Raw genomic sequence first — 12,899 nt, 5'->3', positions numbered from 1 at the left:
GCGGGTGCCCCGGCTCCCCCGCGGGAGGACGGCCGCGGGCCTGGGCGCGGTGGCGCTGGTCGCCGTCGGTGTCGTCCTCGGTGCGCTGCTGTCGGGAACCGGTGGCGAGGACGGCGGTCGCGACGCCGACGCGACCGGTTCCCCGGGTTCCGTCCCCACCGTGTCCTCCGGCGGTACGGCCACCTCCGACCGGTCCGCGCCGGGCTGCGTCGCGCACTACCGGATGGTCAACTCCTGGCCGGGCGGGTACCAGGCGGAGGTCACCGTGCGGACCTCCGGACAGGCGCCGCTGTCGGGTTGGAGCGTGCGGTGGACACCCCCACCCGGACACGGGATCTCCCAGGTGTGGAACGGCGCCCTGACCCGGGACGGCGCGGAGGTCGTGGTGCGGGACGCGGGATGGAACGCCGTGGTCGAGCCGGGGCGGACCGCGGACTTCGGTTTCCTCGTCCGCACGCCCGACCGCACCGCGGTCGCCCCCGACACCCCGGACGGGTTGACGTGTGAGTAGGGTCATGTCCACGGCCGGACACGACGAACCTGGGGGTGCGCGATGACGGAGTCCGCTCGGGAGGACGCCGGGGCCGGGATCGACCTGGAACGGCCCAACCCGGCGCGGGTCTACGACTGGTTCCTCGGTGGCAGCACGAACTGGGCCGTCGACCGGGAGTTCGGCGCGCAGGTGCTGGCGGCCTATCCGGCCGTGCGCACGATGGCCCGGGTGGGCCGGGAGTTCCTCGCCCGCGGCGTGACCCACCTCGCCCGGCAGGGGATCACCCAGTTCCTCGACCTCGGCTCCGGGGTCCCCACGGCGGGCAACGTCCACGAGATCGCCGACTCGGTGAACCCGGGCAGCCGCTGTGTCTATGTCGACAACGAGCCGGTGGCCGTGGCGCACGCGCGGGTCCTGCTGGAGCGCGAGGGCGACCCCGCGCGGCACGCCGTCGTCCACGACGACCTGCTGCGTGCCGACGAGGTGTGGGAGCGGGCGGTGGCGACCGGGGTGCTCGACCCGCACCGGCCGGTCGGCCTGATCGTGGTCAACGTGCTGTACTTCTTCGGCGACGACGACCGCCCGCACGAGGTGCTCGCCCGGTACCGGGACCTGCTGGCCCCGGGGTCGTACCTGCTGGCCTCGCACCTCACCGACGACGGCGCGTCGACGGACGAGGCAGGCGACCGCGACGAGGTCCGCGACCGGTACCGGAGTTCCGGTTCGGCGCTGCACCTGCGGACCCGGGAGGAGTTCACCCGGTTCTTCGACGGCTTCGAGCTCGTCGACCCGGGTGTGGTCTGGGTGCCCGAGTGGCGCCCCGGGGAACGGGACTCGCCCGCCACCGCCGAGTTCGCCGCCGATCCCGTCGCGAGCAGCGGATTCGCCGCCCTCGGCCGCAAGCCCTGACCGGGACGGAACTACGACCCACCGTGTGCGGGCGGGCCGCGAGCTCAGCGGTCGACGTCCGGGCCCGGCCCCGTGAGCCCGTCCCCGCCGAGGAGCCTGCGGGCGAGGTCCGGCAGCTCGCGGTCGGTCTCCCGGGCGGCGCGGAGGAGCAGGTCGAACGCCGTGTCCTCGTCGACCCGGTGCCGTTGCATGATCCGGCCCTTCGCCGTGCCGATCGCGTCGACGACGGACCGCGCGCTCGGTGCCGAAGCCTCCTCCGCTGGGCCGTCGTGCGGTGTGTCGTCGTCCGGGTCGCCGGGGGAGGACTGTGCGCCTGGCATGGGCACCAGGGTGGCCACCCGCGGGGGCGGCTGTCCATTCGGCGTGCCTCCCGGCGCCGGGTGGGTGACCCACCGTGGTCCGGCGCCGCGTAGGAGGCCGTCCGGCGGGGTAGCCGCCTCCGGTGAGTGACACGGAGGACCAGACCCCCCGGACCGACGACCGCGGGGAGGACACCAGCCCGGACCGGGACGGCGACGGCGACCGGGACCGCCCGACCGTCCGGGTCGGGCTCATCTCCGATCCGGGTCTCCCGACCGACTGCCTCGGCCCGCTGGCGGACGAGCTCGCCGACGACCTGAGGACACACATCACGGGAGACCTCGACTGGGAGATCGAGCACCACAGTCAGCCGCTGGTGCTGGACACCACCGGCAACGTGCCGATCGTCCGGCTGGCCGACCGGATCCTGCCCTCCCGCGGGTGGGATCTCGTGGTGTTCCTGACCGATCTGCCCCGGCGCCTGGGGACCACCCCGGTGGTGGCGGACCTGAGCATCGGACACAGCACCGCGCTGGTCTCGATGCCCGCGATCGGCGGAATCGGGATCGGCAAGCGGTTGCGCGACACGTTGATCTACCTGGTCGGTGAACTGGGCCGTGCCCGCACGGCGTCCGGGGGCGCCGAGTGGATGCGGCACCGCGCGGGCGGCAGGTTCACCCCGGTGCGCTGGACCGACAATCCGGCTGAGGAGATCGAGGCCGCGCTCGCCCTGACCGGGTGGCGGGGACGGGCACGGCTGCTGTCCGGAATGGTGCGGGACAACCGGCCGTGGCGGCTGGTCCCGGAGCTGTCCACGGCGCTGGCCGCCGGGTTCGCCGTGGCGGCGTTCGGCATCTTCTACAGCAGTATCTGGACCCTGGCGGACTCGCTGAGCCCGGTGCGTCACCTGGTGATCAATATTCTCGCCGTGGTGGCGATGGTCGGCTGGCTCATCTACTACAACAATCTCTGGCAGCCCCGGCAGGAGCTGCGGGAGAAGGCCTGGCTCTACAACGCCGCGACCGTTCTCACGCTGTCGATCGGTGTCCTGGCCGCGTACGTGACGCTGTTCGCCATCACTCTCGTGGGCGCGTTCGTGGTGATCGAGCCGAACTACCTCGGGAGCACTCTCGGGCATTCCGCGAACCTGAGCAGCTACCTCATCCTCGCCTGGCTGTCCACCTCGATGGGCACCGTCGCCGGTGCGGTCGGTTCCAGTCTGGAGAGTGAGCAGGCCGTCCACCGTGCGACCTACAGCAAACGCGAGCGCGAACGCCGGGAGAGCGAACAGCAGCAGGAACAGGAACGGCAGGAACAGGAGCAGCGGGGAGAACAGGAGCAGCAGGAGGAGCAGCAGGACCGGGGAGACCGGCAGATCCGGGAGGAACGGGACCGGGAGGAACGGGAACAGCAGGAGCAGCAGCAGCGGGAAGAGCAGGAGCAGGAGGAGCAGGACCGGGGAGACCGGGAGATCCGGGAGGAACGGGAACAGCAGAAGGAGTCGGAGCGGCAGGCGGAACAGGAGCGGGGGGACCGGGAGGGAGGGGGTCGGTGACGGCCGGGCCGGCGCCGGCGGGCGGTCAGCGCAGCTCCCGCGCCCGTGATCTCGGGGTTGCGGTCCGGGTCGCCCCCGATGCGCGGCAGGGCTCACACCGTCGACACTGGGGGCATGACGACGACCGGCGTGCGGAGACCACGCGACAACAGGATGATCGGCGGCGTGTGCGCGGGTCTCGCCCGCCGCTTCGACATGCGCCCGCGGACCGTGCGCCTGCTGTTCGTGCTCTCCTGCCTGCTTCCCGGACCGCAGTTCGTGCTCTACCTGGTGCTCTGGATCGTGCTGCCGGAGGAGTGACCGGGGCACCGGCCGACGTGCCGCTCAGGACTCCCGGACGCGCCGTGCCTCCTCGGCCGGGTCGGTGGCCAGCCAGCCCTGGTCACCGGGGGGCCGCACGTCGATCATCCGGGCGAACAGCTCGATCACCGCGTCCTCGATCCCGGCGGCGATCCCGGGGAAGACCCGGTCCACCGGGTCGCCGTCCGCACGGACGTCGGGGTCCCCGCTCGCGTGGCCGCACACGGCGAGCAGCAGCGCCTGCTCGACCGTCAGCCGCAGCTTGCCGCACTCGGGCAGGAACTCCCGGGCGATCGCCATGGTGCCCACGACGGCCGCGTCCCCTGCGTTGGCCGACAGCCTGCGGGACAGTTCGAGGGTGAGGTCGGTGCGGTGCGCACGGTAGTGGCGCCAGTGCTCCGAGTTGTACAGCCCGTGCAGCGACCGGCGGACGGCGGCCCGCGGGCCGGACATCGCCTCGGCGGCGTCGGTGACCGAGAGCACCGGGGCATGCTCGGCCAGGCTCGCCGCGGCGAGGTCCAGGCCGGGCACCGGACTCAGCCACGCGGGCAGGTAGACCCGCACCAGCCAGTCCATGGCGAGCCGGGAGCGGTCCTCGTCGCAGCCGTCCCCCGCGGTGTCGACGAGTTCGGGCACGAACCGTTTGAGGCCCTGGCGCTTGTCGTGCGGCAGCCGGGCGCACAGGGCCGAACCCGTGCGCAACAGCACGGTGGAGACACAGCCCGGGTGTGCGGAATGGTCCTCGTCGGCGAACCACGCCACCGCCTCGGGCAGGCAGACCCGGTTCGACCGGCTCGGGTTCGGGGAGCGGGTGAGAGTGATCGCGGTCAGGTCGAGCGCAGACATGGTGGCTCCTTTCCCGCGTCGGCGGAGAAAGTGCGGATCGATCCGCTTCCTTCACCATCGCCGAGTTTGCGGGAGATCGGCAAGTCCGTCCACCCGGACAGTCGCCGACGCCGACCGCCGAACGGGAGACGAGTGCGAACGTCCGGACCTGCCGAACGGTTTCCCGGGGGCACGGGCCGCACGCATTGCCGCGCCGTCGGATTCTCCGTTCCGCGTTCCGCCGCGGCCCGAGGGCCCGGGGTGGTTCACTCCCCGGGTGCGAGCACCCCCCAGGCCAGACCGTCGGTGAGTTGCCGGGTCAGCGTGTCCGCCGTCGCGGTGAGGTGGTGCAGCGTGGCGTCGAACTCCGCGAGCTGCCGGAAGACCGCACCCAGCCGGCGTTGCCGTTCCAACGGCAGTACGGGGATCTCGATCCGCCGCACGTCCAGCCGGTGCACCCCGGACGTCGTCGTGCTCCGCGCGCGGGCGTTGCCCCCGGCGCGCAGTTGGCCCGCGAGGAAGTGGACGTCGAGCTGCTCCGGATCGACGCGGATCAGCTGAAGGTTCGGGCCGAGTACGAGATCGTCGGTGTCCACGACCCGTGCCCTCGGCCTGCCGTCCCCCGCCGCCAGGAGCGGCACCACGAGATCTCCCGGCACGAGCCGAACCGGATCCTCCTGCTCGGTGGGGGCCAACCGGGCGGTGGGTTCCGCCCCCGCGGCGACGTCGCGTCCGGTGAGCACGCGCGGTCCCCGGGCGTCCGCGGTGTCGTCGGTCTCCAGCGTGCCGGACCAGCTGCGCAGCACCACGGCCTGTGCGCGGGCGAGGTCGTGCACCGTTGTCGTCGCCCGGGCCTCCTCCGTCCCCGCGGTCACCGCGGGCAGGGACCGGCCCAGGTCCGCCAGTGCCCGACCCAGCTCCCGCCGGGTCCCGTCGAGTTCGGCCGCGTCGAGCTCGCTCCGCGGTTGCGGGAGATGCCGGGCCGGGGTCAGGTCGACGTCCTCGTCGAGCAGGTCGATGGGTTCCACGCTCATCCGCCGCCCGGCGACCTCGGACACCGTGCCCGTGTCGCGGAACTCCCGCCACGCACCCAGGACGTCCTCGCTCAGGGCGGCCCAGTCCACCCGGCCGCGGCGTCGGGGGGCGTGGTGTCCCGTGTCGACGAGCAGGACCGGCCCGGCACCACCCGCATCCGGGTTCTTCAGGACCCACAGATGGATGGCGATGCCGGTCGACATCAGGACCCCGGCGGGCAGGGCGACCACGGCACGGACCGCGCCGCGGCGGAGCAGCGCCTGCCGGATGGCCCGTCCCGGTCTCCGGGCGGCCACCCCGGCGGGGAGTGCGAGGACCGCCGTGCCGCCCGGCCGCGCGTGGGCCAGGCAGTGCTGCACCCAGGCGAGTTCGGGTTCGCCCTTGACCGGGAACCCGTACTCCCAGCGCGGGTCGAGTCCCAGTTGTTCGTGTCCCCAGTCCCGGTATCCGAAGGGTGGGTCGCACACCACGGTGTCCGCCCGCAGGTCCGGATAGCCGTCGGCGCGCAGGGCGTCGCCCCCGCGCACGCCCCCGTCGGCGTGCAGGCCGAGACGGGCGTCGGCGAGGCGGGCGAGTGTGGGATCGATCTCCTGCCCGAACACCGTGTCGGCGCCGGCGCGGGTCGCGGCGTGCAGCAGGTTCCCCGCACCGCAGGCGGGGTCGAGCACCGTGGTCCCGACCGGTGCGGCCAGCTCGATCATCAGCTCCGCCAGCTCCGGTGGTGTGACCAGGTGCTGGCGTTGCTGGCGCTCGAAGAGCCACGTACACAGCTGCTCGACGAGTTCGGTCGGTGACGCGTCGTCGGCGAGCCCGTCGACCGCCTCCCGGATCCGTGGTTCACGCGGTGGCTCGGCCGTGTCCGGATCGCGGAGGTAGGCCGTCACCGTGGTGACCAGTTCGGTGGGATCGGCCTCGCCCCGGTGCGCCTCGAGGACCCGCCACAACGCGTCCTCCGAGGAATCGGCCGCGAGTTTGCCCTGCGCGCGGAGCCACTGCTCGACCTCGGGCAACCGGAACGCCGGGTTGGCGCCGGATCCGACCACCGGCTCGGGGAAGTCGGTGTGCCGTCGCCGCCAGTTGCTCACCGCCGCACGGCCCACTCCCGCCATCCGGGCGATCTCCGCCGCGGTCACCAGGCTCTCTGACATACCCACCTCCACTGGAACGGACGTTAGCTTAACACAACTCGGAACCCATGTTGACTGTGAACACAGTCGTGTGCTTAGCTCTCAACGTCAACAAGCACACAGGTCGTTTCTTTCACCCGGAGCTACACATGACTGCGTGTCTGCACCCCCCGGACGAGCACTCGCTGACCCACGCGGCGGCGGGCGGTGACCGGGACTCGCTGGCGGAGCTGCTCCGCCGGGTCGAACCGAAACTGCTGCGGTACTGCCGTGCCCGCATCGGCGCGGCGCAGAGCACGGACGCGGGCGCCGAGGACGTCGTCCAGGAGGTGCTGCTGGCGGCGATGGACGCGCTGCCCCGGTACCGCGCGGACGGGGCCGGGTTCGAGGCCTACGTCTTCGGCATCGCCCGGCGGAAGGTCGCCGACTTCCACCGGGCGAACCGGCGGACTGTTCCCACGTCGACGGAGGACCTGCCGGACACGGCCGACGAACGTCCGGGGCCCGCACAGTCGGCAGTGGACAGTGAGTGCCGGACGATGGTGCGCGCGCTGCTGCACCGGCTGCCGCAGAAGCAGCAGGACATCCTGACGATGCGGGTCGTGCTGGGGATGTCGGCCGAGGAGACCGCGCGGGCGCTGAACAGTACGTCCGGTGCGGTGCGGGTGTCCCAGCACCGCGCGCTGGAGAAGCTGCGCACCTTCCTCGGCAGGCCGTCCACCGGGTGACGCGCGACACGGAGTCCCGTGTGGACGGTGAGGTCGGGTCGGGTGCCGGAGTGGGACGGTCGGATCGACACCCCCGGCAATGCAGAAACCCCGGGCTCACACCCGGGGTCCTGTGCGCCATCAGGGACTCGAACCCCGAACCCGCTGATTAAGAGTCAGCTGCTCTGCCGCTTGAGCTAATGGCGCTCGCCGGATCGGGCCGATCTCCCGGCTCCGTGTGGCGATGTCGTAAACAGTAGCACGCCCCGCGGTGGCCGTGACGCGGCCCCCCGGTCCTTCCGGCGATGTTGAGCGGAGGACACAAGTTGGTGAAGTCGTCCCTCGCGAAGCCTCCGGTCAGACAGACTCGCGCTCACACGTTTGGGGCAAGTATTTCGCGAGAACAGGTGAGTTTCAATGGCACGTCGGGGTGGACAGTTGCCATGGCGGGGCAGCCGGGTGCTGTCCCTGCTCGTGGTGGGCGTCGTGGTCGCCGGGTGTGGTGGGGGCGCCGCCGATGAGGGGGCCGCGCCGCCGGCGTCGTCGGTGGAGGCGCCCGTGTCGACCGCCCCGCCCGAGCCGGTGAGCCTGGCGCTGTCCGTCTCCGACGACGGCACCGGCGTCGAGCCCGGGCAGCCGGTGACGGTCAGCGCCGAACACGGCCGGATCACCGGCGGCTCGCTGGTCGGCGCGCACGGTACGAAGGTGGAGCACGAACTGCGCACCGACGGGGCGCTGTGGACGACGACCGAGCCGTTGGGCTACGGCAAGACCTACACGCTCTCCGTCGAGGCCGAAGGGGACGACGGCGAGGCCGTCGAGGAGAGCGCGACGTTCACCACCGCCACGCCCGCGCGCACGGTCGGGGTGTACATCAACGCCGCGGACGGGGAGACGGTCGGCGTCGGCATGCCGTTGATCTTCACGTTCACCGGCGACGTCCCGGACCGCGCCGCCGCCGAGGAGGCACTGCGGGTGTCGACCGAGCCCGAGACCGAGGGCGCGTTCCGGTGGTTCAGTGACCGGAAGGTCATCTGGCGGCCGAAGGAGTACTGGGAGACGGGCACCGAGGTCACCGTCGACGCCGCGATCTACGGCAAGGATCTCGGCGAGGGCACCTACGGGGCCGAGGACGAGAAGGTCGGGCTCACCATCGGGGACAAGGTGGTCGCGGTCGCCGACGGGAAGAGCCACCAGATGAAGATCTCGGTCAACGACGAGAAGACCGAGACGTTCCTCATCTCGATGGGCAAGCCGTCCAGTTCCACCCCGAACGGCACCTACACGGTGATGGGCGAACACAACGGTTACACCTTGGACTCGAGCACCTACGGGGTCCCCACCGACAGCGCCGACGGCTACGAGACCTGGGTCGAGTACGCGGTCCGGCTGTCCAACAGTGGCATCTTCTACCACTCCGCACCGTGGTCGGTCGGCGACCAGGGCAACCGCAATGTCAGTCACGGCTGCATCAACCTCGCCCCGCAGGACGCGAAGTGGCTGATGGACACCAGCAAGCGCGGTGACCTGGTGACCGTCGTCAACGGCGGGGACCAGACGCTGGAGCCGACGGACGGGTGGAGCGTCTGGCAGATGTCGTGGAACGAGTGGACGTCGGACGCCTCCTGAACGGCACCGACGGAAACGAGGCCCCCGCCCGCACCTGCTCCGAGGTGGGGACGGGGGCCGCGCACTCTCCCGTGCCCGGGCCGCACACCGGGCGGGGCCGGTCGGTCTACTTCAGCATGCTCCGGGCCATGACCATCCGCTGGATCTGGTTGGTGCCCTCGTAGATCTGGGTGATCTTCGCATCCCGCATCATGCGCTCGACGGGGAAGTCCCGGGTGTAGCCCGCACCGCCGAAGAGCTGCACCGCGTCGGTGGTCACCTGCATCGCGACGTCCGAGGCCTTGGTCTTGGCCGCGCTGGCCAGAAAGCTCGCCCGGGGGTCCCCGCGCTCGGTGGCCGCCGCCGAGACGTACACCAGGTGCCGCGCCGCCTCGATCTCGGTGGCCATGTCCGCGAGCATGAACTGCACGCCCTGGAAGTCACCCACCGCCTTGCCGAACTGCTTGCGCTCCTTGACGTACTCCACGGTCGCGTCGAGCGCGCCCTGGGCGATGCCCAGCGCCTGCGCACCGATGGTGGGCCGGGTGTGGTCGAGGGTGGCCAGTGCGGTCTGCAGGCCGGTGCCGGGCTCACCGATGATGCGGTCGCCGGGGATGCGGCAGTCCTCGAAGTAGATCTCCCGCGTCGGCGACCCCTTGATCCCGAGCTTGCGTTCCTTCGGCCCGACCGAGAAGCCCGGGTCGTCGGCGTGCACGACGAACGCGGAGATGCCCTTGGCCTTCTTCTCCGCGTCCGGGTCGGACACGGCCATCACCGTGTACCAGCTCGACTCACCGGCGTTGGTGATCCAGCACTTGGTGCCGTTGAGGACCCAGTCGTCCCCGTCCCGCCGGGCCCGGGTGCGCATGGACGCCGTGTCCGAGCCCGCTTCCCGCTCGGACAGCGCGTACGAGGCCGACGCCGCACCCGAGGCGATCGACGGCAGCACCTGCTTCTTCAGCCCCTCGGAGGCCGACAGCAGGATCGGCTGGGTGCCGAGCTTGTTCACCGCGGGGATCAGCGAGGCCGAGGCGTCGACCCGGGCGACCTCCTCGATGACCAGGCAGGCGGCGACCGCGTCGGCGCCCTGCCCGTCGTAATCCTCCGGGATGTGCAGGGCGTTGAAACCCGCCGAGGTCAGCGCGTCAGCCGCCTCCTGCGGGTAGCGCTCGTTCTCGTCCACGTCGGCGGCGTGCGGGGCGATCTCCTTCTCCGCCAGCGCGCGCACCGCCGCACGCAGCTCCTCGTGCTCGTCGGACAGCTGGTACATCTCACTCTCCCCGGTAGTCGTAGAAGCCGCGGCCCGACTTCTTGCCGTACAGTCCCGCGTCCACCATGCGCAGCAGCAGTGGCGGCGGCGCGTACTGCGGTTCCCGGTACTCGGCGTAGAGGGAGTCGGCGACGGCCTTGGTGGTGTCCAGACCGATCATGTCGGCCAGCCGCAACGGGCCCATGGGGTGCGAGGCACCCAGCACCATCCCGTTGTCGATGTCCTCCGGGGTCGAGTGCCCCGCCTCGACCATGCGGATGGCCGAGAGGAGGTAGGGGACCAGCAGCGCGTTCACCACGAACCCGGCGCGGTCCGGGGCACGGACCACGGTCTTGCCCAGCGTGCCGGCCAGGGCCTCGGCGCGCTCGGTCGTCCCGGAATCCGTCAGCAGCGACGGGATGATCTCCACCAGCTTGAGCACCGGGACGGGATTGAAGAAATGCAGGCCCACGACTTTTTCGGGCCGCGAGGTGGCCATCGCCAGCCGCATGATCGGGATGGAGGACGTGTTCGAGGCGAGAACGGCGTCCGGGCGCTGCACGATCGTGTCGAGCTTGCCGAAGATGTCGAGCTTGACCGACTCGTTCTCGGCCACGGCCTCGATCACGACGTCCCGGTCCGCGCAGTCGCCGATGTCCACCGAGAAGGTCGTGCGGGCGAGCGCGGCATCCCGGTCCTCGGCGGAGCGTTTGCCCTTGTCGACGGCACGCTGCATCGACTTCCCGATGCGGTTCCGTCCCGCGTCGAGCGCGGCGGAGTCCGCCTCGACCACGAGCACGTCGAGGCCCGCGTTCGCGCTCACCTCGGCGATGCCCGAGCCCATCAGGCCCGCTCCGATCACGCCGACGCGCGTGATGTCACTCATCGCATTCCTTCCTGGCCGGTCCTCACGTTTCGCGCCATTTTAGTAGGACGGCCAACTTTTCGGCGCACAGCCGTCTGCGATCCATCTCTCACGGGGAGTATCGCCGGAAGGCGGGAGGGAGAACGGGGTGACGGCGGCACGTCCGTGCGTGCCGGAAACGACCCGGAAGTGATCGGTCACCGACGTCGGCACCTCTGAAGAGGGCGACGACCGGAACCGAAGGAGTGGGGTGAGTGACGGGACTTGAACCCGCGGCCCCCTGGACCACAACCAGGTGCTCTACCGACTGAGCTACACCCACCATGCGCGAGGGCCTCGCAGCGCCTCGGCCGGATCAGCATAACGTGCCGCTGCGGCGGCGTCGCAACCGGGTTACTCCCCGCCGTCACGCAGCACGTCACCGGCGACGGCGCGGGCCTCCTCGCTGCTCGGGCCGGGGTGCGGGACGAAGGCGGTCCGGCGGTAGTACTCCAGCTCACGGAGGGACTCGCGGATGTCGGCCAGCGCCCGGTGGGCGAGCCCCTTCTCCGGCTTCGCGTAGTAGATGCGGGGATACCAGCGCCGCACCAGTTCCTTCACCGAGGACACGTCGACCATGCGGTAGTGCAGGTGGGCGTCCAGGGTGGGCATGTCCCGGGCGAGGAACCCGCGGTCGGTGGCGATGGAGTTGCCCGCCAGCGGGGCCGTGCGCGGGTCGGGGACGTACCGGCGGATGTAGTCCAGCGCCTGCCGTTCGGCCTCGGCGACGGTCATGGTCGAGGCCCGCACCTCCTCGGTCAGCCCCGACCGGGCGTGCATCGTGCGCACCACGTCCGGCATGTTCGCCAGCGCGTCGTCGTCGGCGTGGATGACCAGGTCCACTCCGTCGCCGAGGACGTTCAGCTCGGCGTCGGTGACGAGCACGGCGATCTCGATGAGGGCGTCCTTGGCGAGGTCGAGCCCCGTCATCTCGCAGTCGATCCAGACAAGACGGTCGGTCACCCGCGAAACCCTAACGGGTGCGGCGATGTGGTGCCGGTCACGCTCGGTTTCGGGTGCGCGCTGATCCACCCGGGGAGCCGGACCGCGCCTGTGATGAGCTGACGGGGTGACAACGACCGTGGAGCAGAACGCCGTGCGCAGTGCCCTCGATCTCGATTTCGGTGCCGCGAGCACCATCGCCGTCGCCGCGGGGGTCGTCGCCTGCCTGATCGTGCTGGTGCGCGCCCCGTGGCGGTTCGCCCGCAACGTGGTGACGATCGTGCACGAGGCGGGGCACGCCCTGGTCGCCCTGTTGGCGGGACGGCGGTTGCAGGGCATCACCCTGCATTCGGACACCTCCGGCGTCACGGTGTCCCGCGGGAGGCCGAGCGGTCCGGGGATGGTGCTGACGACGTTGGCCGGATACCCGGCGCCCGCGCTGCTCGGACTGGGCTTCGCCGCGCTCGTGTCGGCGGACCGGCTCAGCGTGGTGCTCGGGATCGCGGCGGCACTGCTGCTCGGCGTGCTGGTGATGGTGCGCAACGCCTACGGCGTGCTGTCGGTCCTGCTGTCCGCGGCGGTCCTGGGTGCGGTGGCGCTCGGGGCCGGGCCGGAACTGCAGGCGGCGTTCGTGTACCTGATGACGTGGTTCCTGCTGTTCGGCGCGGTGCGGCCGGTGACGGAACTCGTCGGCAAGCGCAGGCGCGGCGCGGCCCGGGACTCCGATGCCGATCAGCTCGCCCGCCTGACCGGGGTCCCCGCGGCCGTCTGGCTGCTGGTGTTGGGTGTGCTGGCGGTGAGCTGCCTGGTGGCGGGGGGAATGTTGCTGATCGAGCCCGCTGTCGCGCCCGCGACGGTGTCGCCGGGCTGAGGGGCGTGGACCTGCTGCCGCGCCGAGGGGGCGGCCCCGCTTCCCTCCGGGCGAGGGGCGGCCCCGGGGCAGCG

At 71.5% G+C, this 12,899-nt stretch carries 13 protein-coding genes and 2 tRNA genes; 7 read left to right on the top strand and 8 right to left on the bottom strand.

The window, feature by feature from the left end:
- Together SACPADRAFT_RS33735 and SACPADRAFT_RS0205310 are read left to right on the top strand one after the other, a co-directional pair.
- On the top strand, nucleotides 1–511 hold a 511-nt coding region (locus SACPADRAFT_RS33735), incomplete at its 5' end, for a cellulose binding domain-containing protein (RefSeq protein ID WP_007024756.1).
- A 42-nt stretch (nucleotides 512–553) separates the two neighbouring features.
- Complete coding sequence (locus SACPADRAFT_RS0205310) at nucleotides 554–1,402, top strand: SAM-dependent methyltransferase (protein ID WP_007024757.1); 849 nt, start codon at nucleotides 554–556, stop codon at nucleotides 1,400–1,402.
- A 44-nt stretch (nucleotides 1,403–1,446) separates the two neighbouring features.
- Here the strand turns inward: SACPADRAFT_RS0205310 and SACPADRAFT_RS0205305 are convergent, their stop codons facing one another.
- Nucleotides 1,447–1,722: an ANTAR domain-containing protein gene (locus tag SACPADRAFT_RS0205305; RefSeq protein WP_157577076.1), complete on the bottom strand. Its 276-nt coding sequence runs from the start codon at nucleotides 1,720–1,722 to the stop codon at nucleotides 1,447–1,449.
- 122 nt (nucleotides 1,723–1,844) lie between these two features.
- Between SACPADRAFT_RS0205305 and SACPADRAFT_RS0205300 the strand changes: the two genes are divergently transcribed.
- Complete coding sequence (locus tag SACPADRAFT_RS0205300; RefSeq protein ID WP_007024759.1) at nucleotides 1,845–3,257, top strand: hypothetical protein; 1,413 nt, start codon at nucleotides 1,845–1,847, stop codon at nucleotides 3,255–3,257.
- Between the two features lie 114 nt (nucleotides 3,258–3,371).
- Nucleotides 3,372–3,557: a PspC domain-containing protein gene (locus SACPADRAFT_RS25710; protein WP_007024760.1), complete on the top strand. Its 186-nt coding sequence runs from the start codon at nucleotides 3,372–3,374 to the stop codon at nucleotides 3,555–3,557.
- A gap of 24 nt (nucleotides 3,558–3,581) precedes the next feature.
- On the opposite strand, the gene SACPADRAFT_RS0205290 is transcribed toward SACPADRAFT_RS25710, so the two are convergent.
- Nucleotides 3,582–4,403: a hypothetical protein gene (locus tag SACPADRAFT_RS0205290; RefSeq protein WP_007024761.1), complete on the bottom strand. Its 822-nt coding sequence runs from the start codon at nucleotides 4,401–4,403 to the stop codon at nucleotides 3,582–3,584.
- Nucleotides 4,404–4,648: 245 nt separating this feature from the next.
- A complete protein-coding gene (locus tag SACPADRAFT_RS0205285) occupies nucleotides 4,649–6,565 on the bottom strand; it encodes an N-6 DNA methylase (RefSeq protein ID WP_007024762.1) in 1,917 nt (638 codons plus the stop codon).
- Between the two features lie 128 nt (nucleotides 6,566–6,693).
- Here SACPADRAFT_RS0205285 and shbA point away from each other — a divergent pair, with 128 nt between their 5' ends.
- Nucleotides 6,694–7,272, top strand: coding sequence for an RNA polymerase sigma factor ShbA (gene shbA, locus SACPADRAFT_RS0205280; RefSeq protein WP_028662232.1), 579 nt, complete (start codon nucleotides 6,694–6,696; stop codon nucleotides 7,270–7,272).
- A 113-nt stretch (nucleotides 7,273–7,385) separates the two neighbouring features.
- Here shbA and SACPADRAFT_RS0205275 read toward each other — a convergent pair.
- Nucleotides 7,386–7,458: transfer RNA gene (locus tag SACPADRAFT_RS0205275), tRNA-Lys, on the bottom strand.
- A gap of 210 nt (nucleotides 7,459–7,668) precedes the next feature.
- Here SACPADRAFT_RS0205275 and SACPADRAFT_RS0205270 point away from each other — a divergent pair.
- On the top strand, nucleotides 7,669–8,880 hold the full coding sequence (locus SACPADRAFT_RS0205270) for a L,D-transpeptidase (RefSeq protein WP_007024764.1): 1,212 nt from the start codon (nucleotides 7,669–7,671) through the stop codon (nucleotides 8,878–8,880).
- Nucleotides 8,881–8,986: 106 nt separating this feature from the next.
- Here the strand turns inward: SACPADRAFT_RS0205270 and SACPADRAFT_RS0205265 are convergent, their stop codons facing one another.
- The 4 genes from SACPADRAFT_RS0205265 to orn all read right to left on the bottom strand — a co-directional run bounded on the left by SACPADRAFT_RS0205265 (nucleotide 8,987) and on the right by orn (nucleotide 11,975).
- Nucleotides 8,987–10,129: an acyl-CoA dehydrogenase family protein gene (locus SACPADRAFT_RS0205265; protein ID WP_007024766.1), complete on the bottom strand. Its 1,143-nt coding sequence runs from the start codon at nucleotides 10,127–10,129 to the stop codon at nucleotides 8,987–8,989.
- A gap of 1 nt (nucleotide 10,130) precedes the next feature.
- Nucleotides 10,131–10,994 (bottom strand): 3-hydroxybutyryl-CoA dehydrogenase, encoded by an 864-nt coding sequence (locus tag SACPADRAFT_RS0205260; protein WP_007024767.1) that lies wholly within the window; start codon nucleotides 10,992–10,994, stop codon nucleotides 10,131–10,133.
- 225 nt (nucleotides 10,995–11,219) lie between these two features.
- A tRNA-His gene (locus tag SACPADRAFT_RS0205255) sits at nucleotides 11,220–11,295 on the bottom strand.
- Between the two features lie 71 nt (nucleotides 11,296–11,366).
- Nucleotides 11,367–11,975, bottom strand: a complete 609-nt coding sequence (orn, locus tag SACPADRAFT_RS0205250) for an oligoribonuclease (protein WP_007024768.1) — start codon at nucleotides 11,973–11,975, stop codon at nucleotides 11,367–11,369.
- A gap of 106 nt (nucleotides 11,976–12,081) precedes the next feature.
- Here orn and SACPADRAFT_RS0205245 point away from each other — a divergent pair, with 106 nt between their 5' ends.
- On the top strand, nucleotides 12,082–12,825 hold the full coding sequence (locus SACPADRAFT_RS0205245; RefSeq protein ID WP_007024769.1) for a M50 family metallopeptidase: 744 nt from the start codon (nucleotides 12,082–12,084) through the stop codon (nucleotides 12,823–12,825).
- Nucleotides 12,826–12,899: the final 74 nt, after the last annotated feature.

The organism is Saccharomonospora iraqiensis subsp. paurometabolica YIM 90007, from assembly GCF_000231035.2.
GTDB classification, from domain to species: Bacteria; Actinomycetota; Actinomycetes; order Mycobacteriales; family Pseudonocardiaceae; genus Saccharomonospora; species Saccharomonospora paurometabolica.
Note: the sequence above shows the minus strand (reverse complement) of the source record. Positions and strands in the feature narration are given on the sequence as shown.

Excerpts from the sequence above, each read along its gene's own strand:
- SACPADRAFT_RS25710 (WP_007024760.1), top strand. The coding sequence starts at position 3,372 with ATGACGACGACCGGCGTGCGGAGACCACGCGACAACAGGATGATCGGC.
- SACPADRAFT_RS0205285 (WP_007024762.1), bottom strand. The coding sequence starts at position 6,565 with ATGTCAGAGAGCCTGGTGACCGCGGCGGAGATCGCCCGGATGGCGGGA.
- SACPADRAFT_RS0205290 (WP_007024761.1), bottom strand. The coding sequence starts at position 4,403 with ATGTCTGCGCTCGACCTGACCGCGATCACTCTCACCCGCTCCCCGAAC.
- SACPADRAFT_RS0205265 (WP_007024766.1), bottom strand. The coding sequence starts at position 10,129 with ATGTACCAGCTGTCCGACGAGCACGAGGAGCTGCGTGCGGCGGTGCGC.
- shbA (WP_028662232.1), top strand. The coding sequence starts at position 6,694 with ATGACTGCGTGTCTGCACCCCCCGGACGAGCACTCGCTGACCCACGCG.
- SACPADRAFT_RS0205270 (WP_007024764.1), top strand. The coding sequence starts at position 7,669 with ATGGCACGTCGGGGTGGACAGTTGCCATGGCGGGGCAGCCGGGTGCTG.
- SACPADRAFT_RS0205310 (WP_007024757.1), top strand. The coding sequence starts at position 554 with ATGACGGAGTCCGCTCGGGAGGACGCCGGGGCCGGGATCGACCTGGAA.
- SACPADRAFT_RS0205260 (WP_007024767.1), bottom strand. The coding sequence starts at position 10,994 with ATGAGTGACATCACGCGCGTCGGCGTGATCGGAGCGGGCCTGATGGGC.
- SACPADRAFT_RS0205305 (WP_157577076.1), bottom strand. The coding sequence starts at position 1,722 with ATGCCAGGCGCACAGTCCTCCCCCGGCGACCCGGACGACGACACACCG.